Raw genomic sequence first — 20,895 nt, 5'->3', positions numbered from 1 at the left:
GGGCGGACGAGGTTCCGCCCGGACCCGCGGTGCTCCGCCCGCCACCAGGACGGATGGATTGTCGACGAGGTCCGGAAAGCCTGTGGCGGAACGCGATCGGGTCGCTACATTGAAGTATGGTGCCCGCCCACGGCGGTCGGGCGGCGGAACCGGTCTACCGCCCGGTGCTGGCCGGTCGCCGGGGTGAGCTGGAGGCGCTGGCCCACCTCGACGACACCACCGCTCCGCTGCTCGCCCCGGTCATCGACGTCCACGCGGTGGATCCGTGCACTGTGGACACGCTCGGCCGGCTGCCGGCCGGGCTCCTTCCGGCCGTCGACGTGTCGGTGCTGCCCGAGTCGGCGGGCGGCGAGCTGGTCCGCTGGGGCGTACCGCTGGTGCCGGTGATCGGGCTCGCGGACGGCGACCGCCGGTTGGTGGCGCACGGCGTGGCCGCCCGGGAGTACGCGCGGCGGGCCGTGGTCCGGCTGCGGACCGCGCAGGACCGGGCCGGCCCGGACGCGACCACCGCCGCACTGGAACGGGTGTGGCGGCTGGCCCGGCTGGTGCCGGAGCAGTGCGACCTGCTCGTCGACGCGGGGGACGTGTGCTGCCCGGCCGACGTCCGGTTGGCCGAGCCCCGGATCGGGCGGCTCGTGGAGTGGGCGCGGCGGCACGCCTGGCGCTCGGTGACGGTGGCGGCGGGCGGGATGCCGCCGACGCTGGCCCGGCTCCCGACCGACGAGCCGGTACGCCTGGACCGCTTCGACTGGCAGCTCTGGCAGCGCCTGGCCGACCTCGGCGTCGGTTACGGCGACTATGGCGTGGGCTGCGCGGTGCCCGGGGCGGACGGGCCGGGCGACCGGCTGCCGACGCTGCGCTACACCGCGGCCGGCGCGTGGTGGGTCTACCGGTGGTCGCGCCGGGGCGGCCGGGGTGACGACCGCTTCGCCGACCTGTGCCGCACGCTCGTCGCGGCCCCGCACTGGCCGGCCGCGGGCGCGAGCTTCTCCTGGGGCGACCACGAGATCGTGCGCCGGGCGCGGCGCGGCGCGGGTGCCGGCTCGCCGGCGAACTGGATCGCCTGGAGCACCTCGCACCACCTGGCGCACGTGCTGGCCACGCTGGTCCCGCCCGAGCGGGAGCAGCGCGGCGGGCCGTGGCGGGCCGACCACGACGTCCCCGAACGGGGGCGTGCCGGCCGGCCGCAGCGCGGTGGTGAGACCCGCCGCGCCGGGTGAGTCACTCCTTGTCGGTGAAGCCGAACTGCACGACGCCCTCGTCGTCGACGGTGGCGTCCACGGAGGTGCCGTCGAGCAGTTCGGCGGCGTCGGCGTCGAGGAAGATGCGGGCTCCCTGGTCGTCGATCACCTGGTCGCCCTGAGCCGGCTGCTCGACCAGCTCGATGGAGAGCGAGCCGGCATCGGTGTCGGCGGCGATGCGCAGGCCGCCCTCCTCGGCGACGTCCTGCTGGTTGGCGAGGTCGCGGATCACCAGTACGGCGTTGTCGGTCATGGTCAGCATGGCGGAACTCCTCGTGTCTGCTTCGGGAATCGCGGGCGGGTCGATGCGGCCACGCGGCCGGTCGGGACCCCGGGAAGGCGAATCAGGCTTCGCCGTGCAAACCAGGGCAGGTCGAGCGCCCCTCACGGCCTACGGTGCCCCCTGCCCGGGCATCCGTCAAATAGAGCCGGGTCAGTCGACACCGGGCGGGCGAAGCGGCGGCCGGGAATGTTTCTTCCGCCGCCAGGCGGGTATTCCACCAGCTTTCGTCAATAAGTTTCGCTGTGGAGTCTTCTCTGGAGGAAAGCTCCATGGCAGCATCGGAACATGCATCGTCGTCTCTTCCCCCGGGCGCTCGCGGTGCTGGCGCTGGCCGCCACCGCGGCCACCGCCGGCGCTCCCACCGCCACGGCCGAAGCGCCCACCCCCGCGCAGACCCGGCTGCACGCGACCATCGACGCGATCCTCGCCGACTCCCGGCTGGCCGGGGCACAGGCGGGCGTGGTCGTCGTCGACACCACCACCGGGGAGACCCTCTACGACCGCAACGGGGAACGGCGACTGATACCCGCCTCGAACACCAAGCTGCTCACCTCGACGGCCGCCATGGAACTGCTCGGGCCGGGGCACCGCTTCACCACCGACGTGACCGGCGACGGCGTGCGCCGGGCCGGGCTGCTCTCCGGCAACCTCTACCTGCGCGGCGGGGGCGACCCCACGATGCTGGCCGAGGACTACGACCGGCTGGCCGCCGACGTGGCCGCCGCGGGCGTACGGGTGGTGACGGGCAACCTGGTCGCCGACGACACCCGCTACGACCGGACCCGGCTCGGCCCGGACTGGACCTGGGACGACGAGTCCTACTACTACGCGGCGCAGGTCTCCGCGCTGACCGTCGCCCCGGACACCGACTACGACGCCGGCACGGTGATCGTGCACGCCGCACCGGGCGGCCAGGTTGGCGCGCGGCCGAAGGTCACCATGACGCCGGCCAACGGCTGGCTGCGCATCGACAACCGGGCCCAGACGGTCGCCACCGGCGAGACGACGATCTCCTTCGAGCGCGAGCACGGTGGGAACACCATCGTGGTCACCGGCCAGATCGCGGTCGGCCAGGCCGAGGAGAGCGACTGGATGACGGTCTGGGAGCCCACCGGGTACGCCGCCGACGTCTTCCGGTCGGCGCTGCGCCGACACGGGGTGCGGGTCCTCGGCCGGACCGTGCTCGGCCAGGCCACCCCGGACGACGCCAAGCCGGTCGCCCGCCACGACTCGATGCCGCTGGCCGACCTGATGGTGCCGTTCCTCAAGCTCTCCAACAACGGCCACGCCGAGGTGCTCACCAAGGAGCTGGGCCGGGTGCTCTCCGGCTCCGGCACCTGGTCCGCCGGGCTGTCGGCGATCGGCGAGTACGTCGGTGACTCCGGAATGGACACCGGCACCCTGCGCCAGCGCGACGGCTCCGGGCTGTCCCGGCGCAACATGATCCCACCCGCCCAGTTCGTCGCGCTGCTCTCGGCGGTCCGCGCCGAACCCTGGTTCGACACCTGGTACGCGGCCCTGCCCGTGGCCGGCAACCCGGAGCGGTTCGTCGGCGGCACGCTGCGCAGCCGGATGACCGGCACGGCGGCCGCCAACAACGTCCACGCCAAGACCGGCAGCCTGACCGGGGCGTCCAGCCTCTCCGGCTACGCCACCGACGCCGACGGGCACGTGCTGGCCTTCTCCGTGGTGCTCAACAACTACCTGACCTCGTCGGTCAAGGGGCTGGAGGACCAGATCGCGATCGCGCTGGCCTCGTACAGCGGAAAGGCGACGACCACGGCCCGGCTGTCGGTGCCGGCGGCGCCACAGTCGCCGCGGGTGCCCGAGGGCCTGGAGTGCTCCTGGGTGAAGCCGGCGGTCTGCTGAGCCCGCTCAGGCGCCGGGCCGGGGCGGACCCGGCTCGGCGGCGGGGTCGCCGCGCTCGATGAGCGCGTCGATCTCGGCCGGCGGCAGGCCCCGCAACGCCAGCACCCGCCGGCCCCAGCGGTGCAGCCGGCACGGGTGCGGGCTGGCGTCGTTGCGGCAGATCGTCCCCCCGGACCAGCGTCGCGGCGCGTGCACCACCACGGCCCGCACCGCGAACTGGGCGTCCTCACCGGTCACGTACGGCGGCAGCGGGATCTCCCGCAGCACGTCGCAGTCGGACGGCGGGAGGGAACGGACGACGCGGACACTGCTGCTCATCGGTCGAGCCTCCACAGCGGATGGTCGGACGGGAACATCGGCACCGTATGACGTCCCGCGCCGGCCGCGACGGACAAACTGTCTCAGCGCAGCGCGACCGCCTGGAGGCTGACGTTGCCGCAGTCGCCCAGGGACTCCTCCACCGTCCAGTTCATCAGCAGCTTCGCGCCGGCCGGCGCGCGGAACCGGATGGTGAAGTCGGCGGTCCGCACGGTGTGCGGATCCTCCAGGCGGACCGTGCTGGTCGGCCCGCCGCCGGAGATCCGCAGGTCGAGGCGGGCACGCGCCATCCACAGCCCGGCGTAGAGGTGCACGGTGCGGGGCTGGCCGTCGGCGGCCACGGCCAGGGTGAAGCCGCTGCCCCGGTCGCAGGTGTACACCCCGGACATAGTGCCGTCGGCCGATCGGGCCGGGGCGCCGTCGCGCCACGCGTACGCCTCGGGGTTGTTGCTGTAGCTCTGCCGCTGGCCCCGGCCGCCCTCGTCGCGGATGTCGCCGGAGCCGTGCCGCTTGCGCACCGCCGTCCGGGCGCCGAGGTGCCCCCACTGGACCCAGTCGACCGTGCCCACCGCACTCAGGTCGACCCGCGCCGGCACGTCGGACCGGCTCACGGTCAGCGTCGACGGGACCGCGGGTGTGGACGGCGACGGGCTGGGTGAGGGTGGGCGCTGGCGGGGGTGCAGCCCGGGCGTCACGGCACCGGCCTGCGCGCCGCCCGGGGGCGGCAGCACGGGGCGGCCGGTCGGCGCGGCGGGCAGCACGGCGCTCTCCTCGCGGGGCGTGTCGTGCCGCTCGCTGCCGAGATAGGCCACCAGCGCGGCCAGGCAGGCGAGCGCGGCCAGCGCCTCCAGCAGCCAGCGCCGCCGTTGCCGGGACCGCGCGAGCCGGCGGAGCGCCGACCGCGTCTGCCCGTGCGGGTACGGCGTCCGGTCACCGACCGGACCGTTGTCTCGCTGCCCCACCGAACCTCCGCTCACCGCCGCGCTCCGGCCGCCGGTTCACGTTTCCATCATGGGCGTCGGTGCGCCATATGTCGGCGGGGGCAGTTTCCACTTCGTTGCCGATCGGTGGCGGCGGCGGCTCAACTCACCGTGACCGCCTCCAGCGTCACCCCGTCGTTCTCCGCCCCCACCACCGTCAGCGCCCGCCAGGTCACCAGCAGCCGCTGGCCGCGCGGCGCGCGGAAGTGGACGACGTACTGGAAGAAGCGGTCCCCGGCGGCGAGGGCGACCTCACGGACGGCCGGCTCGCCGCCGCCGGAGAGCCGCACCTCGAGCCGGGCGCCGGCCGAGAACGCGCCGACGAAGAGCCGGACGGTCCGCAGGTCACCGCTGCCCGCCACGCTCAGCGCGAAGCTCTTCCCCGCGCCGCGCTGGAAGACGCCGGACCGGGTCCCGTCCTGCCGGGCCGTCGGCGTGCCGTCCGTCCAGGTGAGAGCGGAGACGCCGGCGTTGTGCTCCAGGCGGTCGCCGGCGAGGTCGCCGATCTCGCCGGTGCCCCGCTGCTTGCGCTGGGCGCTCGCCGCGCCGGCGCCACCCCAGTGCAGCCAGTCCCGGGTGCCGAGCGCCGTCAGCGGCACCGCCGGCGGCACCGGCTCCTGGTCCAGGTTCAGCAGCGGCCCGCCGGGAAGGGCCGGGCTCCCGGTCACCGGCACCACGGTGGGCGGCGCGGCGGTCGGCGCCGGGGCCGCAGCCGTGGGCGCGGCCGCCGGCAGCGCCGGGGCGCCGTCCGGCTCCGCGCCCCGACCGGCGTACGCCAGCACCAGCACCAACGCGGTCAGCGCCGCCCCCGCGAGGATCATCCGCCGCCGGCGACGTCGGGCGCGGGCCACGCCGACCCGGGTGGGCCGGTCGGGCGGGGCGCCGACGGCGGTGCGGACCCTCGCCGCGGCCGGACCGATCAGCCCGGCGAGCCGGGCCGCGACGCCCTCCGGAGCGGAGTGCCGCACGGGCGTGACGGGCCTGGGCGCCGCGAGTGGCGCGTCCGGACCGGCGCGGGCCGGCACGTTCGGGGCCGCGGGCTCGGCGGGCGGGGCGTCCGGGACCGGCGGCGCGGAGGGCCCGGCCGGCGGGGTGGCGGCGTCGGCCGGCGGGGCGGCGGGGTCGCCGGGGAACCGGCGGGGCCCGGGCGGCGGCTCCGGGGCGCGGGCCGGCTCGGCCGGTACGGCGGGCAGCCACCCCCCGACCCGGATACCGGTCTGCGTGAGTTCGTCCTCAGCCACCGACCCTCCCTCGGCCACCGGCGCCGGCGGCCGTCCCGTGGCCCGCCGCAGGGAGGATGACACACACCTCGATCTTCGAGAAGCCGTCGACCGGAGGCAACTTCCCGACAGCGGCGGTCAGCGCCGCTCGCGCCGCCGCAGGCCGTGGTCAGGGTGCCAGCTCTCGATCACCAGATGGTCCGGCGGGTCGCCGACCCGGGTGAGCACCACCTCGGTCACCTCGATGCGGAACCCGTGCGAGCCGTCCTCGCCCGCCGGCTCCTCGTGGGCCCGGCCGGCGATCTTCGCGTCCCCACCCCAGGCGGTCGGGTCGTCCTCCGGGGTGTCCTCGGTCGGGCTGTGCAGCGCCACCCGCGGGTCGCGGCGCAGGTCGAGCGCCTTCAGTGCGCCGGCCATGCTGCCCAGGCGGAGCTCCCCGTCGTCGGCGAAGTCGAACTCCGTGCCGCTGATCCGCGGCGAGCCGTCCCGCCGCAGGGTCGCCATCGTGCCGTGCTTGCGGACGGCGAAGCGGGCGCGCACGCGCGCCGCGAAGTCGGGTTCGGACGCCACCACGTCGGACCACCATGTCATGCGGCCAGCCTGGCAGGAAAACCTGACAACCCGCGGCGCCTTTCCGCGCCGGTCAGCGGATCTCGAAGCCCAGCGCCTGTGCCAGCACGACGGCCTGCTCCGCGTCGACGACCGCGCCGGCCCGCTCGACCGCCGTCGGGTCGAGCGCGGTCAGGTCGCTGCCGCGCAGGTCGGCCCGGATCAGCTTGGCCGCGTGCAGCTGGGCGCCGGAGAGGTCGAGGCCGGTGAGCACCGCGCCGGTCAGGTCGGCGCCGGTCAGGTCGGCCTCGCGCAGGCGCGCGTCGGTGATGCGTACGCCGCGCAGATCGGCGCCGGGCAGGGCGACGAAGGACCAGTCGCCGCCCTCGACGCGCAGCGGGCGCAGGTCGCACTGCTCGAAGCTGCTGCCGACCAGCTTGCAGCCGGTGAACTCGGCCTCGAAGAGGTTGCACCGCTTGAAGGTGCAGCGGGTGAAGGCCGAGTCGGTGTGCCGGGAGGCGTTGAGGGCCACGTTACCGAAGACGCACTCGGTGAAGGTGGCGCCCTGGCTGACCGCCTCGGTGAGGTCGACGTGGAAGAACTCGCACCGGACGAAGTGCCGGTCGACCAGTTCCTCGGCGTACCAGTCCTCGTGGCGGTAGGTGACGTCCTCGACGGCTTCCGGCATGCGGCCGAGACTAGTGTGGCCGGCCGACACTTCCCGCTCGCCGTACCGGCCGGTAGGTTCGGCGTCGTGAGCGTCGCAGTGAGCACCGACCCGGATCGCATCGGCTTCGACCCCGCCCGGCTGGCGCGGATCGACGAGCACTTCGGCAGGTACGTGGACGACGGCCGGCTCGCCGGCTGGCAGATCGTGGTGACCCGCCGGGGCGAGATCGCCCACTCCGCCACCTACGGGCTGCGGGACCGGGAGGCCGGTGCGGCGGTCGAGCCGGACACCCTCTGGCGCATCTACTCGATGACCAAGCCGATCACCTCGGTCGCCGCCATGATGCTCTGGGAGGAGGGCCGCCTCGAGCTGAACGACCCGGTCAGCCGCTGGCTGCCGGAGTTCGCCGACGTGCGCGTCTACGACCGGGGTTCGGTGCTCAAGCCCTTCACGGTGCCGGCCGTCGAGCCGGTCCGGGTGTGGCACCTGCTCACCCACACCGCCGGCCTGACCTACGGTTTCGCCCAGGTCAGCGTGGTCGACGGCCTCTACCGGGCGGCGGGTTTCGACCTGGGCGTGCCGGCCGGCGCCGACCTGGCCGAGGCGACCCGCGGGATGGCCCGGCTGCCGCTGCTCTTCCAGCCGGGGACGAGCTGGAACTACGGGGTCTCCACCGACGTGCTGGGCCGGCTGGTCGAGGTGGTCTCCGGGCAGTCGCTGGACGCGTTCTTCGCCGAGCGGATCTTCCGGCCGCTCGGCATGACCGACACCCGCTGGTGGGTGGACGAGCCGGACGCCAAGCGCCTCGCCGCGCTCTACACGCCGCACCCGGCCACCGGCCAGGCGGTCCGCGCCGAGGCGATCGGCCGCTTCGCGCTCCGCGCGCCGGAGTGCCTCTCCGGCGGCGGCGGGCTGGTCTCCACGGCCGCCGACTACCACCGGTTCACCCAGTTCCTGCTGCGCGGCGGCGAGTTGGACGGGGTCCGCCTGCTCGGCCCCCGCACGGTGCGCTTCATGACGCGCAACCACCTGCCCGGCAACCGGGACCTGGCCTCGTTCTCCCCGGAGGGCTTCGCCGAGACGATCCTCGACGGGGTCGGCTTCGGGTTGGGCTTCGCCGTGGTGCTCGACCCGGTGCCGTCACGGGTGCCGAGCAGCGTGGGCGAGTACTACTGGGGCGGCCTGGCCAGCACCGCCTTCTGGGTGGACCCGGTGGAGGAGGTCACGGCGCTGCTCTTCACCCAGCTCATGCCGTCGAGCACGTACCCGCTCCGCCCCCAGCTGCGCCAGCTCGTCTACTCGGCCCTGGTCGACTGAGCGCGCGACGCCCGACCGGTTCGTCGGAACGGCACCGGTCGGGCGGCCCGCTCCCTAGCCTGGGGAGCATGAGCGACATCGTGGTGTTCGGCGCCGGCGGCACCGCGGGCTCGCGGATCGCCGCCGAGGCCGTAGAGCGGGGGCACCGGGTCACCGCGGCGGTGCGCCGCCCGGAGGCGACCAGTTACCTGCCGCCCGGCGTCCGCACGGTGACCGGTGACGCGACCTCGGCCCGGAGCGTACGGGAGCTGGCCGGGGACGCCGACGTGTTCGTGGTGGCCATCGGCGGCGGGGACCGCGAGCTGTGGCGCGACGCGGCCCGCACGCTGGTCGACACGCTGCGCGAGTTGCCCGACCCACCCCGGGTGATCCACGTGGGGGGCGGGGCGACGTTGCTGACCTCGAAGGGCACCCGGTACCTGGACGAGCCGGACTTCCCGGAGGAGTACCGGGACTCGGCGCAGGGCCAGGCCGACGCCCTGGACTTCTACCGCTCCTCGGCCGACGGCGTGACCTGGACGTACGTCTCGCCGCCGCCGCTGGAGTTCCACCCGGGCGAGCGGACCGGCCACTACCGGACCGGCACCGACCAGCCGGTCACCGACGCACAGGGCCGGTCGGTGCTCACCTACGAGGACCTGGCGGTGGCGATCGTCGACGAGATCGAGAACCCGCGGTTCGGCAACGCCCGCTTCACCGCCGCGTACTGAGGTCAGTCGGCCAGTCGGGCGGGGAAGCCGCCGGTGGCGATCGGCCCCCAACTGTCGATGGTCACCCGGATCAGCGACTTGCCCTGCTTGACCATCGCCGCGCGGTACTCGTCCCAGTCCGGGTGCTCGCCGGAGATGCTGCGGAAGTAGTCGACCAGCGGGTCGAGCGCCTCGGGCAGGTCGAGCACCTCGGCGGTGCCGTCGACCTGCACCCACGGGCCGTTCCAGTCGTCGGAGAGCACGCACGCGGAGACCCGGGGGTCGCGACGGATGTTGGTCACCTTGGCCCGCTCGGGGTAGGTGGAGATCACCAGCCGCCCGTCGGCGTCGACTCCGCAGGAGACCGGGGAGGACTGCGGGCGGCCGTCGGCGCGGGTCGTCATGAGCACGACCCGGTGCCGGGGGCGGAGGAACTCGATCAGGGCGTCCCGGTCGACCCGGGTGTTGCTCGCGATGCTGCGTGCCATGCCTCGGTTCTACCAGGCGGGCCGGACCGCCTCAGCGGGGACGGCCGGCGGTGCGGCGCGGGGAGGCCTGCGCCGGCACGCGCGGCCGCGCGCTGGGCCGCCAGGCGCGGCCGTTGGCGTAGATCACCCGGAAGCCCAGGTACGAGGCGAGCGGCGCCCAGTGGGCGGAGCCCATCCGCAGCTCGGCGGCGTTGTGCCGCTGCCCGTTGGCGAGCACGTCGAGCAGCACGGTCTCGAACGCGGCCGACTCGACCCAGTCCACCTCGCGGGTGAAGCCGCAGACCAGCGCGGCCCCGGTGACGTCGAGGAAGTCACGCAGCGCGGCGTCCGAGGCGCGCAGCACGGAGCAGCTGCCGAAGTAGAGGCGGCGCCCCTCGCAGCGGCCGGCCATCCGCTCGGCGACGTCGGTCAGCTCGACGGAGTCCCAGTCGGTGAGGCAGAGCCGGCTCGGCTCGCCGTGCATGGCGAAGAATCCGACCCGGAAGTCGGCGTACTGCTTGAGCAGCCAGCGGTCGAGGAAGTAGAAGAGCTCGTCGCGGGTCGCGGCGTCCTTGTGGATGAAGCGGATCCGGCCGAGCCGTTCGAGCAGTTCGAGGGTGGGCAGGACGGAGCCACGCTCGTTGAGGTCCCGGTGCCACTGCCCCTCGACGCAGAAGACCCCACCACGCGCCACGGCCCACCTCCCCCGCTTCGGGGGCAGACGTTACCGGGCGGCGGGGGCGAGGCGACATGACCCGGGCTGTGGCTGGTTGACGGATTCCCAGCGGCGGCCGAATGCGAGAGCAATTCCGGTTATTCGCCACGAATAACCAGGAGGGCTGCCACGGTGGAAGTACGGGACTTCCCGGTCGATGTCCCGTCACAACCCCACATCGCTCGCTAATCGGAGGAATTCAGTGCGCATCAACATGCTCAAGCGGGTGGCGGTCGCGTTCGCGCTGGCCCTGCCCGGGGCCGCGATCGCCACGGTCGTCGCCGCACCGGCGGCCCACGCCGACGGGTGCTACACCTGGCCCCGCAACCTCTACCAGGGGCGCTCCGGCGAGGACGTCAAGCAACTCCAGATCCGGGTGGCCGGCTGGGCCGCCTACCGGGACATCGTCCGGGTCGACGGCATCTACGGGCCCGAAACGGCGGCCGCGGTCCGCCGCTTCCAGTCCGCGTACGGTCTGCGCGCCGACGGCGTCGCCGGCCCGCAGACCTTCGCCAAGATCTACGACCTCCAGGACAACGACTGCACGCCGAAGCACTTCAGCTACGCCGAACTGGACAACGGCTGCGGCAAGGGCGGGTGGAGCGGGGGCCCGCTCTCGTCGACCGCGACCCGCGAGAACGCGGTGCGCGCCATGTGGAAGCTGGAGGCGCTGCGGCGCAGCCTCGGCGACAAGCCGCTCTACGTCATCAGCGGCTTCCGCGACATCGCCTGCAACCAGCAGGTCGACGGCGTCTCGGACAGCCAGCACCTCTACGGCACCGCGGCCGACGTGCTCTCCCGCACCAGCACGCTCTGCCAGGTGGCCCAGTCGGCCCGCAGCCACGGCTTCAGCGGCATGTTCGGCCCCGGCTACCCCGGCCACAGCGACCACGTCCACGTGGACTCGCGCCGGGAGAACAACCAGGACCGGCAGGCGAACACCACCACCTGGTCCGTACCGAACTGCGGGGTGAGCTGAGCCGACGCCGACGGCGGCCCGACGCGGGAGTGGGGGCTCCCCGCGCCGAGGCCGCCGTCGGCGGCCCCGGGGCGCTAGCTCGCCCGGGGCCAGCGCGGCCGGGTGGCGGGGGGTGCCACCGGCCGACCGGTACCGCCGGGCCGGAGAGCGGGCCGCACCGGAGGTGCGGCGACCCGGCCGGCCGGGCCGCGCGGGGACTGGGGCGCCGTCGGCCGGCCGGCCGACGGCCCGGACAGCACGAACGGGAAGGGCACGTGCACGAACGGGTTCCCGTGCCGTACCAGGGCGTCGATCTGACGCTCGTTGAGGCCGTGGGCCTCCAGCACGCGCCGTCCCCACCGGTGCAGCCGGCAGGGGTACGCGGAGCCGTCGTTGCGGCACTTCGGTCCGGCGGGCCACTCCTCGGCGGCGTGCACCACCACCGCCCGGACCGCGAGCCGGACGTCCTCGGGGGTCAGCGGCGCCGGCACCGGCACCTCACCCAGGATCTGGTCGATGGGATCCGTCGACTGCTCACCAACTCGCACGGCAGGCCTCCCGCAGCTCGGCAGCGATGCGGCGGACCGGCCGCACCACATCCTCGACCACTGGTACGGCCGCACGCCGGCAGCAGTTCAATCCCGCCCGGCGGTCAGACCAACCCGGCGTCCTGCACGAGCAGCGCCACCTGCACCCGGTTGTTCAGATCGAGTTTCGTGAGCAGACGCGAGACGTACGCCTTCACGGTCGCCACGCTCACGAACAGCTCCGCGGAGATCTCCGCGTTGCTCCGGCCCTGCCCGAGCGCCACGGCGACCTCCCGTTCCCGCTCGGTCAGGCCGTCGAGCAGCCGCAGCGCCCGCTCCCGCCGGGTGTCCGGCGACCGGGCCGGCGCCGGTGCGGTCACATGCGCGATGAGCTTGCGGGTCACCGCCGGGGACAGGGTCGCCTCGCCGGCCGCGACCCGGCGCACCGCCGCCACGATCTCGGCGGGCGGGGTGTCCTTGAGCAGGAAGCCGCTCGCCCCGGCGCGCAGCGCCCGCAGCACCTGCTCGTCGGCGTCGAACGTGGTCAGCACCAGCACCTCGGGCGGTTCGGGCGCGGCCCGCAGCGCCTCCGTGGCGGCCAGCCCGTCGACCCGGGGCATCCGGATGTCCATGAGCACCACGTCCGGGGCGTACGCGGCGACCGCGGCGGGCACCTCCGCGCCGTCGGTGGCCTCGCCGACCACCCGGACGTCCGGCGCCCCGCCGAGGATCATCGACAGGGCGGCCCGGACCAGCGCGTCGTCGTCGACGATCAGCACCCGCACGGGCGGCTCGGCGGTCACGCGGGAGCCCAGGGCAGCCAGGCGGTGAGCCGGAAGTCGCCGTCGGCGTCCCGCCCGTGGTCGAGCCGGCCACCGGCCAGGGTGACGCGTTCCGCCACCCCCACCAGCCCGGTCCCGGCGCCGGGGATCGGCGAGCCGGCCTCGCTGATCGGCCACGGGTTGCGGATCTCCACGGCCAGGCCGTCGCCGGGGCCGCCGGCCAGCCGGACGGTCACCACCGCACCGGGCGCGTGCTTGCGGGCGTTGGTGAGCCCCTCCTGCACGATCCGGTACGCGCTGCGCCCGACCGCCGCCGGCACCGCCGCCGGGTCGGCGACCTCGTCGACCACGCTCACCCGTACGCCGGCGGCCCGGGACTCGCCGACCAGGGCGGGCACGTCGCCCAGGGTGGGCTGCGGCCGCTCCGGGGTGGCCTCGGCGGCCGGCTCGGCGCGGAGCACCCCGATCACCTCGCGCAGGTCCTGCAACGCGGCGTGCGCGCTGGCCCGGATCACCCCGGCCGCCCGGGCGACCTCCGCCGGCGGCGCGTCCGGGCGGAACTCCAGGGCGCCGGCGTGCAGGCTGAGCAGGGAGATCCGGTGGGCGAGCACGTCGTGCATCTCCCGCGCGATCCGGGTGCGTTCGAGCTGGCGGGCCTGGTCCATGCGGAGCTGCTGCTCGGCCTCGGCCCGCTCGGCCCGGTCGCGCAGCGACAGCACGAGCTGGCGGCGGGCCCGGACGAACAGCGCCCAGGCGACGGTCCCGCCGATGAAGAGCAGGGTCCAGGCCATGGCCGCCCAGAACGGCAGCACCGGGTCGGGGCGGATCGCCAGGTAGAGCGGCGTCGTGACGAGGTGCCAGCCGACCAGCGCCAGCGCCACCGCGAGCCGCTGGTGCACCACGATCGTGAACAGGATGATCAACAGGGCGATCCCGGAGGTGACCGAGAAGAGGGCCAGCGGCGCGGCGGCCACGGCCAGCCCGACCGGCCAGCGCCGGCGCAGCCACAGGGCGGCGCTCACCAGCAACCCGATGGCCAGGTCGAGGTGGTTCAGCCAGGCCGGCCCGAGGTTCATCGCGAACTCCGGCTCCGGCTGCAGCGAGTCGCCGTAGGCGAGCAGCGCCCAGGCCAGCGAGAACAGCAAGGCCAGGCTGTCGACGAGCCAGTCCCGGGGCGTGCGCCGCAGGACCCGGGCGGCGGGCACCAGGGACCCCGGCAGCAGCCAGGGGTGATCGGGTACGACGGCGCTGCTCATCCCCCCATGCTAGGAAGCCCGTTCCGGGCCCGACCAGCTACCAAAGTCGACGCCTGGCGGTAGACCGAGGTATCGGCGGCTCCCGACCGCCGGCCGCAGCGGGTGACCGGGTGGCCCCGGCAGGCTCGACGGCATGATCGAAGTCGACCACCTCACGAAGCGGTACGGCCCGCACACCGCCGTCGAGGATGTCTCGTTCCGCTGCGAACCGGGCACGGTGACCGGTTTCCTCGGCCCGAACGGCGCGGGCAAGTCCACCACCATGCGGATGATCTGCGGGATGACGGCGCCCAGCGCGGGCGGGGCCACGGTCGCCGGACGCCCCTACCGGGAGCTGCCCAACCCGGGCCGGGAGATCGGGGTCCTGCTCGACGCCTCCGCGCAGCACGCCGGGCGGACCGGTCGGGAGGCGCTGGCCCTGGCCGCCCGCACCATGGGCGTGGAGCGCGGGCGGGTCGCCGCGAAGCTGGACCTGGTCGGGCTGAACGAGACGGCGGCGCGGCGGCGGGTCGGCGCGTACTCCCTGGGCATGCGGCAGCGGCTCGGCCTGGCGCTGGCGTTGCTGGGTGACCCCCGGGTGCTGATCCTCGACGAGCCGGCCAACGGCCTCGACCCGGAGGGCATCTTCTGGATGCGCGGCCTGCTGCGCGACTTCGCCGACCGGGGCGGCACCGTGCTGCTCTCCTCGCACCTGCTGCGCGAGGTGGAGGCCGTGGCCGACCGGCTCGTGGTGATCGGCGGCGGCCGGGTGGTCGCCCAGGGCGGCAAGGACGAGCTGCTGGCCGGGGCCGGCACCCTGGTCCGCGCCCGGGACCAGCACGCCCTGCGGCTCACCCTGGACCGGGCCGGCCTGCCGGCGAGCGCCGGCACCGACGGCGGCTACGTGGTCCGGGCCGAACCGGAGGCGGTCGGCCAGGCCGCGGCGGACGCCGGGCTGGTCCTCACCGAGCTGCGCCCGGCCGGCAGCGGCGGCCTCGAACAGCTCTTCCTCACCCTCACCGCCGGCGCGTCCACGAAGGAGGCCGTCCGATGACCGCCGTCACCGCCCCCGCCCCCACGCTGAGCCGCCCGGCGGCGACCGGTCCCTCGCTGGCCCGGCTGACCGGGGTGGAGCTGCGCAAGCTCACCGACACCCGGGCCGGACGCTGGCTCCTGATCACCATCGGGCTGGTCGCGGCCGTGATCGTGACGGTGCAGATCTTCGTGCTGAAGGACGCGGAGCAGACCTTCACCGCCTTCTTCACCCCGTCGCTGTTCCCGGTGGGGCTGCTCCTGCCGGTGCTCGGCATCCTCTCCATCACCGGGGAGTGGTCGCAGCGCACCGCGCTGACCACCTTCGCCCTGGTGCCCCGGCGGGAACGCGTGGTCACCGCGAAGCTCGCCGCGGTGGTGCTGGCCGCGCTGGCCTCGGTGCTGGTCAGCCTCGCCGTCGCGGCCGCCGGCACGCTGGCCGCCCGGGCCACCGGCGGCGCGGGCGCCTGGACCTTCGACTGGCACCTGCTGCCGTACGCGGCGGTGTTCCAGGTGGCGAACGTGCTGATGGGCGCGGGCTTCGGCCTGCTGCTGCTGAACACCCCGCTGGCGATCGTCACCTACCTGCTGCTGCCGACCGTCTGGAGCGTCCTCGCCGCGATGATCCGGGCGCTGCGCGAACCGGCCCGGTGGCTGGACACCTCGGTCACCATGGAGCCCCTGCTCGGCCCCGACATGACCGCCGGGCAGTGGGGCCGGCTCGGGGTGTCGCTGGCCGTCTGGCTGCTCGTCCCGCTGGTCGCCGGGCTGGTCCGTACGCTCCGGCGGGAGGTGTCCTGACCGTGGCGGCGCGGGGATCCGGCGAGGCCGTCGTGGTCAGCGGCGGCGCCGGCGAGCTGGTGCTGATGTGGGCCGGGTTCCCGCTGCTCGGTGCGGGGCTGGGCGCGGCGCTGACCGCCGCGTCCGGCTGGGTGGCCGACCTGCCCTGGTTCCCCTTTCAGGGCTGGTTCGCGCTGCTGGACCGGTGGCCGGCGGAACGGTCGTACCCGGTGGGGGCGGGGGTGGTCGCGCTGGCCGGCCTGGTGCTCGCGCTCCTGGGCACCCGGGAACGGCTGACCGTGACGGTGGGGCGCACCTCGGTCCGGCTGCACCGCGACGGTCACGGCCGGGACGTCGCCCGGGCCGGGGTCATCGGGGTGTTCCGCGACGGGAAGGCGCTGGTGCTGCTGGACGCCGCCGGCGGGGAACTGGCCCGGGAGCCGTCCGACCTCAGCGTGGAGCGGCTGCGCGCGGCGTTCACCGGGCAGGGCTGGCCCTGGGTCGAGCAGGACCCGTACGAGTCGGCGTACCGGCGGTGGGTCGAGGGCCTGCCGGGGCTGCCGGCCGGGGCGGACGCGCTGCTGCGGGCCCGGCAGCGGGCGGTCGACGCCGACCGGGGCGGCGAGGCGGTCGAGCTGCGCGGTGAGCTGGCCCTACTCGGGGTGGTGGTCCGGGACGAGGGGAAGCGGCAGTACTGGCGGCTGGTCCCCGGTCCGCCGGACCGGGACGGCGCGCGGCGGTAGCGTCGGCGGTGGGACCGACCGGCGAGGGCGGGAGGGCGCGATGACCGAGCGGCAGCCGTACCGCGTGGTGGCCCGTCACCCGGGCTTCGAGCTGCGCCGCTACCCGGCCCACCTGGTCGCCGAGGTCCACGTCGCCGGGTCGTTCGAGGCCGCGGGCAACGCGGCGTTCCGGCCGCTGGCCCGGTACCTCTCCGGGGCGAACCGGTCGCGCCGGGCGGTCCCGGTGGCGGCGCGGGCGGCGCCGGAGCCGGCCGGCCCGGAGCGGATCGCGATGACGGTTCCCGTGCTGCAGGAGGAGGGCGACCGGCCGGGAAGCTGGCTGGTGCGGTTCGTGATGCCGGCGGGCTTCACCCTGGCCACGCTGCCCGAGCCGGCGGACCCGCTGGTCACCACCCGGGAGATCCCGGGGCAGCTCGCGGCGGCGATGCGGTTCTCCGGGCGGTGGACCGCGCGGACGTTCGAGCGACGGGCCACCGCGCTCGGCCGCGCGGTCACCGCCGCCGGCCTGAGCCCGACCGGCGCCGTCCGCTACGCCCGCTTCGACCCGCCGTGGAAGCCGTGGTTCCTGCGCCGTAACGAGGTCGTCCTCCCGGTCGCCGAATAGTCGGCGGCCGGCACGGCCGCCGGGTCACCCCTAGACTCGGTGACCCCTGTGCCCACCGGATGGGAGACCCCGTGCGCCGCTGGTCCGCCGCCCTGGCCCTGGTGCTGCTGCTCGCCGGTTGTGGCGGCGGCAGCGAGACGACCGTCCTGCCGGCCTGGGAGCGCCCGTCGCCGAGCGCGCCCGCCCCGCTGACCGTGAAGGAGGCGAAGGGCCGCTACCTGGCCATCGTGGCGCCGTACAACACCGCGCTGGACCAGCTGGAGGAGGCGCTGAAGGCCCGCCGGCCGTGGCGGACGGTGCGCGGCCTGGCCCGCACGGTCGCCACCACCAACGCCGCCCACGCCGAGCAGTTGCGCACCACCGTCTGGCCGGCCCCGGCACAGGCCCCGGTCGCCGCGCTGCTCAAGGAGAACGACGTGGCCCTGCGGCACTGGCAGCTCGCCGCCGAGGCCGGCACCGCCGAGGCGCTGATGCGGGAGATCCGGGCCGCCGCCGCCCACGACGGCGGCACGCAGGCCGACAAGGTACGCCGCACCCTCGGCCTGCCGATCTACCGCGACTCCTGACCGGCGGCCGCCGCCCCGCGGGGCGATGGGACACCCCGCGATCGCGCCATGTGCCGGCGGCGCGCCCCGCCGGAGGATCGGGTTCCGGTTGCCGCGACCCCGCGGTCGCCGCACGGGACCCGAGCGCGAAGGAGCCGACCATGAGCGACCAACCCCTGCCGCAGCCGGTACGCGGGGGCGCGGGCGGACCGGACGTCGGGCCGCGCAACGTGGCCGTCGACCGGCAGAACCCGGACCTGCTCACGCCGCCGGCCACCGACTCGGGCACCGTGCCCAACCTCAGGTTCTCCTTCTCCAACTCCCACACCCGCATCGAGCGGGGCGGCTGGACCCGCGAGGTGACCCAGCGCGAGCTGCCGATCGCCACCGAGCTGGCCGGCGTCGACATGGCGCTGGAACCCGGGGCGTACCGGGAACTGCACTGGCACAAGGAGGCCGAGTGGGCGTACGTGCTCAACGGCAGCTGCCGCATCGGCGCCGTGGACCAGGAGGGCCGCAACTTCCTCGACGACGTGCGGCAGGGCGACCTGTGGTTCTTCCCCAAGGGCATCCCGCACCACATCCAGGCGCTCGGCGAGGGGGTCGAGTTCCTGCTGGTCTTCGACGACGGCGGCTTCTCCGAGAACAGCACCTTCCTGATGAGCGACTTCTTCGTGCGCACCCCGAAGAGCGTGCTGGCCAAGAACTTCGGCTGGAGCGTCGACCAGCTCAGCGGCCTGCCGGAGAAGGAGAAGTACATCTTCCCGGGCGAGGTGCCGCCGCCCCTGGAGCAGGACCGGGTGGTCAGCCCCACGGGCGACGTGCCCCGCACCTTCAAGCACCGGCTGCACGCCCAGGCCCCGCAGCGCTTCCCCGGCGGCACCGTACGCATCGTCGACTCCACCAACTTCGCGGCATCGACGGCGATCTGCGCGGCGATGGTGGAGATCGAACCGGGCGGCCTGCGCGAGCTGCACTGGCACCCGACCGACGACGAGTGGCAGTACTGGATCTCCGGGCGCGGCCGGATGGGGGTGTTCGCCAGCTCCGGTGTCGCCCGCACCTTCGACTTCCAGGCCGGCGACGTCGGCTACGTGCCGTTCGCCTACGGGCACTACATCGAGAACCTGGGCGACGAGCCGCTGGTCTTCCTGGAAATGTTCCGCAAGCCCCGGTTCGAGGACATCTCGCTGGCCCAGTGGATGGCGAACATGCCGGCCGAGGTGATCGCCGACACCATCAACCTGCCCCGCGAGATGATCGAGGCGCTGCCGAGGGAGAAGCGCCCGGTGGTGCGCTGACCAGCCGGGCGTCCCACAGCCGGGCGAGCTGCACCCGGTTGCGGATGCCGAGCTTGGCGTAGATGGCGCGCAGGTGCGTGTCGACGGTGTGGAAGGACAGGTACAACCGGCCCGCCACCTGCTGCTTCGTGGCGCCGGCCGCGAGCAGTTCGGCAATGCCGGCCTCCCGGGCGGTCAGCGCCGCCAGGCCGTGCCCGGGCGGGCCGGGCGCCGGGCGGCGGCGGGTCGCGGCGAGCCGGCGGTCCCACCGCTCGGCCCGCTCCTGGTCGCCGACCGCGCCGAGGCGCCCGTACCGCGCCGCGGCCTCCTGGGCGGCGGGCCGGGCCTCGGCCAGCCGCACCCGGGGCGAGCGGGCGAGGTCCAGCAGCGCGTCGGCCAGCGCCGGGCCGGCGCCGGTGGCGCGCAGCGCCCGCACGGCCGCCCGCAGCGCCGACGGGTCACGGCGGACCAGCGCGTCGGCGTGCCCGGCCAGCCCCTGCCAGAGGGGTACGGGGGTCCGCTCGGCCACCGCCGCGAGGCGGTCGGCGACGGCCCGGGCCAGGTTCGCGTCGCCGAGCAGCAGCAGGGCCCGGACCAGCCGGGGGCCGTGCTGGGCGACCAGCAGCAGTGGGCGTACCGACCGGGCCGCGTCGGCGGCGGCGCACCGGATCAGCCCGGGGTGGCGCAGCGGCTCGGGATCGGCCGCCGCGGCACAGCGCAGCAGCGTCCACGGCATCCGGTCGGGCCAGGGGTGGTCGGGGTGTTCCCGGTCGAGCACGGCCCGGGCCACCGCCGGACGCCCGAGGCGGTACGCGACCTCGACGACGACCGAGAGCAGCGCGGCGCGTACCTCGTCGGCGAGCGGGCCGGGTGGGCGGTCCAGCGCCAGCCGGGCCTGCGCCCCGGCCTCGGGCAACTCCCCCACCGCCAGCATCCGCAGGCAGGACAGCGCGAGCACGGCCGGGGTGCCGGCGGCGGGCAGGTCGTCGTGCGCCGCCCGGACCGCGGTCGCCGCGTCCGGGTACTCGCCGAGCGCGAGCCGCACGGCGATCCGCTCGGCGCGGACGGCGGCGGCCTCGGCACGCAGGGCGGGCCGGCCCGGGTCCACGGTGGCCAGCACGTCCCGGGCGCCGGGCACCGCGCCGAGGGCGAGCGCCCGGGCGGCCCGGGCGAGCGCCAGCCGTACGCCGGCCCGGGCGGACGGGTGCGCGGCCTGCGCCCGGCCGGCCTCGCGGAGCAGGGCGTCGGCGCGCGGGTGACCGGCGCGGGCGGCCACGGTCGCCGCGGTGGCGGCGAGCCAGGCCTGGTGTTCGGGCCCGGCCAGGCGGCGGGCCCGGTCGAGGTGGTCGAGCGCGACCGAGGGCCGGCGGCCGGCCTGCCAGGATCCGAGCCGGCCGAGCAGCAGCCCGCGATCGGGCGCGCCGGCGCGGTCGGCGGCAAGTTCGGCGGTGAGCAGGTCGGCGGCCTCGTCGCCGCGCCCGGCCAGGACGAGCAGGTCGCCCGCCGAGAGCAGCCAGCGGGTGCGCGTTGCGGCAGCGGCGCCGGGGAGCACGGCGAGCAGCAGGTCCGCCCCGGCCGACGGGTCGACCGCGCCGTCGGCGACGAGCCGGTCGACCAGGCCGGGATCGGCCTCGCCGGTGGCCCGGACCGCCGCCAGCAGGTGTGCGGCGGCGCGATCCGGGTCGGCGTCCGCGAGCGCCTCGGCCGCGCGGCGGTGCAGGTGCCCCAGGAGGGACGGCGGCAGGGCGTCGACCTGCTCGCGGAGCGCCCGGCCGGCGGTCAGGCCGCCGGCGGTGTCGGCGAGCAGCCCGCGGGCGGTGAGCGCGGCCACCGCGTCGGCGACCTCCGGTTCGGGCCGGCCGGCCACACGCGCGAGCTGCGGCAGCCGGCACGGGCCGGGCGCGAGCGCGACGGCCCGGGCCACCGCCCGCTCGACGGCGGTCGGTGGTGGGGCGTGGCGCGGCGTCACCGGCGTCGGTTCGGTCATCCGGCACCCCTTCGGCGGGGCCCGCGGGGCGCGGGCGGGTCGGGTCCCGCCGAATCAACCACGAGCCGGACGCGGGTGAAGGGTGTTCATGTGAAAGCCGCTCG

The 20,895-nt window shown here is 75.5% G+C and carries 23 protein-coding genes; 11 read left to right on the top strand and 12 right to left on the bottom strand.

Going from position 1 to position 20,895, the window contains the following annotated elements; genetic code table 11:
• Positions 1 to 116 precede the first annotated feature (116 nt).
• A complete protein-coding gene (locus ACQP12_RS05950; RefSeq protein WP_433285681.1) occupies positions 117 to 1,220 on the top strand; it encodes a beta family protein in 1,104 nt (367 codons plus the stop codon).
• Position 1,221: 1 nt separating this feature from the next.
• Here ACQP12_RS05950 and ACQP12_RS05945 read toward each other — a convergent pair whose 3' ends face one another.
• A complete protein-coding gene (locus tag ACQP12_RS05945) occupies positions 1,222 to 1,503 on the bottom strand; it encodes a HesB/IscA family protein (protein ID WP_357937827.1) in 282 nt (93 codons plus the stop codon).
• Positions 1,504 to 1,809: 306 nt separating this feature from the next.
• On the opposite strand from ACQP12_RS05945, the gene dacB reads away from it, so the two are divergent.
• Positions 1,810 to 3,393, top strand: a complete 1,584-nt coding sequence (dacB, locus tag ACQP12_RS05940) for a D-alanyl-D-alanine carboxypeptidase/D-alanyl-D-alanine endopeptidase (protein WP_433285679.1) — start codon at positions 1,810 to 1,812, stop codon at positions 3,391 to 3,393.
• A 6-nt stretch (positions 3,394 to 3,399) separates the two neighbouring features.
• Here the strand turns inward: dacB and ACQP12_RS05935 are convergent, their stop codons facing one another.
• The 5 genes from ACQP12_RS05935 to ACQP12_RS05915 all read right to left on the bottom strand — a co-directional run bounded on the left by ACQP12_RS05935 (position 3,400) and on the right by ACQP12_RS05915 (position 7,148).
• On the bottom strand, positions 3,400 to 3,711 hold the full coding sequence (locus ACQP12_RS05935) for a hypothetical protein (protein WP_433285677.1): 312 nt from the start codon (positions 3,709 to 3,711) through the stop codon (positions 3,400 to 3,402).
• An 83-nt stretch (positions 3,712 to 3,794) separates the two neighbouring features.
• Entirely contained in the window at positions 3,795 to 4,673 is an 879-nt protein-coding gene (locus ACQP12_RS05930; protein WP_433285675.1) for a hypothetical protein, read from the bottom strand.
• A 119-nt stretch (positions 4,674 to 4,792) separates the two neighbouring features.
• Positions 4,793 to 5,932 carry a hypothetical protein gene (locus ACQP12_RS05925; RefSeq protein WP_433285673.1) on the bottom strand — a complete coding sequence of 380 codons (1,140 nt, stop codon included), beginning with the start codon at positions 5,930 to 5,932 and terminating at the stop codon, positions 4,793 to 4,795.
• Positions 5,933 to 6,049: 117 nt separating this feature from the next.
• Positions 6,050 to 6,502 (bottom strand): pyridoxamine 5'-phosphate oxidase family protein, encoded by a 453-nt coding sequence (locus ACQP12_RS05920; RefSeq protein WP_433285671.1) that lies wholly within the window; start codon positions 6,500 to 6,502, stop codon positions 6,050 to 6,052.
• Between the two features lie 52 nt (positions 6,503 to 6,554).
• Complete coding sequence (locus ACQP12_RS05915; RefSeq protein ID WP_433285668.1) at positions 6,555 to 7,148, bottom strand: pentapeptide repeat-containing protein; 594 nt, start codon at positions 7,146 to 7,148, stop codon at positions 6,555 to 6,557.
• Positions 7,149 to 7,214: 66 nt separating this feature from the next.
• On the opposite strand from ACQP12_RS05915, the gene ACQP12_RS05910 reads away from it, so the two are divergent.
• Both ACQP12_RS05910 and ACQP12_RS05905 read left to right on the top strand, forming a co-directional pair.
• A complete protein-coding gene (locus ACQP12_RS05910; RefSeq protein ID WP_433285666.1) occupies positions 7,215 to 8,447 on the top strand; it encodes a serine hydrolase domain-containing protein in 1,233 nt (410 codons plus the stop codon).
• A gap of 68 nt (positions 8,448 to 8,515) precedes the next feature.
• Positions 8,516 to 9,157: an NAD(P)-dependent oxidoreductase gene (locus ACQP12_RS05905; RefSeq protein WP_357937848.1), complete on the top strand. Its 642-nt coding sequence runs from the start codon at positions 8,516 to 8,518 to the stop codon at positions 9,155 to 9,157.
• A gap of 2 nt (positions 9,158 to 9,159) precedes the next feature.
• Here ACQP12_RS05905 and ACQP12_RS05900 read toward each other — a convergent pair whose 3' ends face one another.
• Both ACQP12_RS05900 and ACQP12_RS05895 read right to left on the bottom strand, forming a co-directional pair.
• Entirely contained in the window at positions 9,160 to 9,624 is a 465-nt protein-coding gene (locus ACQP12_RS05900; protein WP_357937851.1) for a PPOX class F420-dependent oxidoreductase, read from the bottom strand.
• 31 nt (positions 9,625 to 9,655) lie between these two features.
• The gene (locus ACQP12_RS05895; RefSeq protein ID WP_433285663.1) at positions 9,656 to 10,297 is read right to left on the bottom strand and encodes a DUF6642 family protein; all 642 of its coding nucleotides are present in this window, start codon (positions 10,295 to 10,297) and stop codon (positions 9,656 to 9,658) included.
• A gap of 223 nt (positions 10,298 to 10,520) precedes the next feature.
• Between ACQP12_RS05895 and ACQP12_RS05890 the strand changes: the two genes are divergently transcribed.
• The gene (locus ACQP12_RS05890) at positions 10,521 to 11,297 is read left to right on the top strand and encodes a D-Ala-D-Ala carboxypeptidase family metallohydrolase (protein ID WP_433285661.1); all 777 of its coding nucleotides are present in this window, start codon (positions 10,521 to 10,523) and stop codon (positions 11,295 to 11,297) included.
• 74 nt (positions 11,298 to 11,371) lie between these two features.
• Here ACQP12_RS05890 and ACQP12_RS05885 read toward each other — a convergent pair whose 3' ends face one another.
• The 3 genes from ACQP12_RS05885 to ACQP12_RS05875 all read right to left on the bottom strand — a co-directional run bounded on the left by ACQP12_RS05885 (position 11,372) and on the right by ACQP12_RS05875 (position 13,841).
• Positions 11,372 to 11,824, bottom strand: a complete 453-nt coding sequence (locus ACQP12_RS05885) for a hypothetical protein (RefSeq protein ID WP_357937859.1) — start codon at positions 11,822 to 11,824, stop codon at positions 11,372 to 11,374.
• A 104-nt stretch (positions 11,825 to 11,928) separates the two neighbouring features.
• Positions 11,929 to 12,537 carry a response regulator gene (locus ACQP12_RS05880; RefSeq protein WP_433289141.1) on the bottom strand — a complete coding sequence of 203 codons (609 nt, stop codon included), beginning with the start codon at positions 12,535 to 12,537 and terminating at the stop codon, positions 11,929 to 11,931.
• Positions 12,538 to 12,602: 65 nt separating this feature from the next.
• On the bottom strand, positions 12,603 to 13,841 hold the full coding sequence (locus ACQP12_RS05875) for a sensor histidine kinase (RefSeq protein ID WP_433285659.1): 1,239 nt from the start codon (positions 13,839 to 13,841) through the stop codon (positions 12,603 to 12,605).
• A 133-nt stretch (positions 13,842 to 13,974) separates the two neighbouring features.
• Between ACQP12_RS05875 and ACQP12_RS05870 the strand changes: the two genes are divergently transcribed.
• The 6 genes from ACQP12_RS05870 to ACQP12_RS05845 all read left to right on the top strand — a co-directional run bounded on the left by ACQP12_RS05870 (position 13,975) and on the right by ACQP12_RS05845 (position 18,825).
• Positions 13,975 to 14,874: an ABC transporter ATP-binding protein gene (locus ACQP12_RS05870; protein ID WP_357937868.1), complete on the top strand. Its 900-nt coding sequence runs from the start codon at positions 13,975 to 13,977 to the stop codon at positions 14,872 to 14,874.
• Positions 14,871 to 15,653 carry an ABC transporter permease gene (locus ACQP12_RS05865; RefSeq protein WP_433285657.1) on the top strand — a complete coding sequence of 261 codons (783 nt, stop codon included), beginning with the start codon at positions 14,871 to 14,873 and terminating at the stop codon, positions 15,651 to 15,653. Before ACQP12_RS05870 ends, ACQP12_RS05865 begins: the two co-directional genes overlap by 4 nt.
• 2 nt (positions 15,654 to 15,655) lie before the next feature.
• Complete coding sequence (locus ACQP12_RS05860) at positions 15,656 to 16,375, top strand: YqeB family protein (protein WP_433285655.1); 720 nt, start codon at positions 15,656 to 15,658, stop codon at positions 16,373 to 16,375.
• A gap of 40 nt (positions 16,376 to 16,415) precedes the next feature.
• Positions 16,416 to 16,979, top strand: a complete 564-nt coding sequence (locus tag ACQP12_RS05855; protein WP_357937877.1) for an SOUL family heme-binding protein — start codon at positions 16,416 to 16,418, stop codon at positions 16,977 to 16,979.
• A 71-nt stretch (positions 16,980 to 17,050) separates the two neighbouring features.
• A complete protein-coding gene (locus ACQP12_RS05850; RefSeq protein WP_357937880.1) occupies positions 17,051 to 17,545 on the top strand; it encodes a hypothetical protein in 495 nt (164 codons plus the stop codon).
• Positions 17,546 to 17,685: 140 nt separating this feature from the next.
• Positions 17,686 to 18,825 (top strand): oxalate decarboxylase family bicupin, encoded by a 1,140-nt coding sequence (locus ACQP12_RS05845; RefSeq protein ID WP_433285652.1) that lies wholly within the window; start codon positions 17,686 to 17,688, stop codon positions 18,823 to 18,825.
• Here the strand turns inward: ACQP12_RS05845 and ACQP12_RS05840 are convergent.
• Positions 18,764 to 20,791 (bottom strand): LuxR C-terminal-related transcriptional regulator, encoded by a 2,028-nt coding sequence (locus ACQP12_RS05840; protein ID WP_433285650.1) that lies wholly within the window; start codon positions 20,789 to 20,791, stop codon positions 18,764 to 18,766. The genes ACQP12_RS05845 and ACQP12_RS05840 overlap by 62 nt on opposite strands.
• Between the last annotated feature and the right edge of the window lie 104 nt (positions 20,792 to 20,895).

The organism is Micromonospora sp. CA-244673 (genome assembly GCF_050948395.1).
In the GTDB taxonomy this organism is placed as follows: domain Bacteria; phylum Actinomycetota; class Actinomycetes; order Mycobacteriales; family Micromonosporaceae; genus Micromonospora.
This window is presented reverse-complemented; position numbering and strand designations above follow the sequence as displayed.

Excerpts from the sequence above, each read along its gene's own strand:
- ACQP12_RS05870 (WP_357937868.1), top strand. The coding sequence starts at position 13,975 with ATGATCGAAGTCGACCACCTCACGAAGCGGTACGGCCCGCACACCGCC.
- ACQP12_RS05935 (WP_433285677.1), bottom strand. The coding sequence starts at position 3,711 with ATGAGCAGCAGTGTCCGCGTCGTCCGTTCCCTCCCGCCGTCCGACTGC.
- ACQP12_RS05920 (WP_433285671.1), bottom strand. The coding sequence starts at position 6,502 with ATGACATGGTGGTCCGACGTGGTGGCGTCCGAACCCGACTTCGCGGCG.
- dacB (WP_433285679.1), top strand. The coding sequence starts at position 1,810 with ATGCATCGTCGTCTCTTCCCCCGGGCGCTCGCGGTGCTGGCGCTGGCC.
- ACQP12_RS05905 (WP_357937848.1), top strand. The coding sequence starts at position 8,516 with ATGAGCGACATCGTGGTGTTCGGCGCCGGCGGCACCGCGGGCTCGCGG.
- ACQP12_RS05945 (WP_357937827.1), bottom strand. The coding sequence starts at position 1,503 with ATGCTGACCATGACCGACAACGCCGTACTGGTGATCCGCGACCTCGCC.
- ACQP12_RS05855 (WP_357937877.1), top strand. The coding sequence starts at position 16,416 with ATGACCGAGCGGCAGCCGTACCGCGTGGTGGCCCGTCACCCGGGCTTC.
- ACQP12_RS05865 (WP_433285657.1), top strand. The coding sequence starts at position 14,871 with ATGACCGCCGTCACCGCCCCCGCCCCCACGCTGAGCCGCCCGGCGGCG.
- ACQP12_RS05915 (WP_433285668.1), bottom strand. The coding sequence starts at position 7,148 with ATGCCGGAAGCCGTCGAGGACGTCACCTACCGCCACGAGGACTGGTAC.
- ACQP12_RS05900 (WP_357937851.1), bottom strand. The coding sequence starts at position 9,624 with ATGGCACGCAGCATCGCGAGCAACACCCGGGTCGACCGGGACGCCCTG.
- ACQP12_RS05875 (WP_433285659.1), bottom strand. The coding sequence starts at position 13,841 with ATGAGCAGCGCCGTCGTACCCGATCACCCCTGGCTGCTGCCGGGGTCC.
- ACQP12_RS05845 (WP_433285652.1), top strand. The coding sequence starts at position 17,686 with ATGAGCGACCAACCCCTGCCGCAGCCGGTACGCGGGGGCGCGGGCGGA.
- ACQP12_RS05840 (WP_433285650.1), bottom strand. The coding sequence starts at position 20,791 with ATGACCGAACCGACGCCGGTGACGCCGCGCCACGCCCCACCACCGACC.
- ACQP12_RS05950 (WP_433285681.1), top strand. The coding sequence starts at position 117 with ATGGTGCCCGCCCACGGCGGTCGGGCGGCGGAACCGGTCTACCGCCCG.
- ACQP12_RS05880 (WP_433289141.1), bottom strand. The coding sequence starts at position 12,537 with ATGATCCTCGGCGGGGCGCCGGACGTCCGGGTGGTCGGCGAGGCCACC.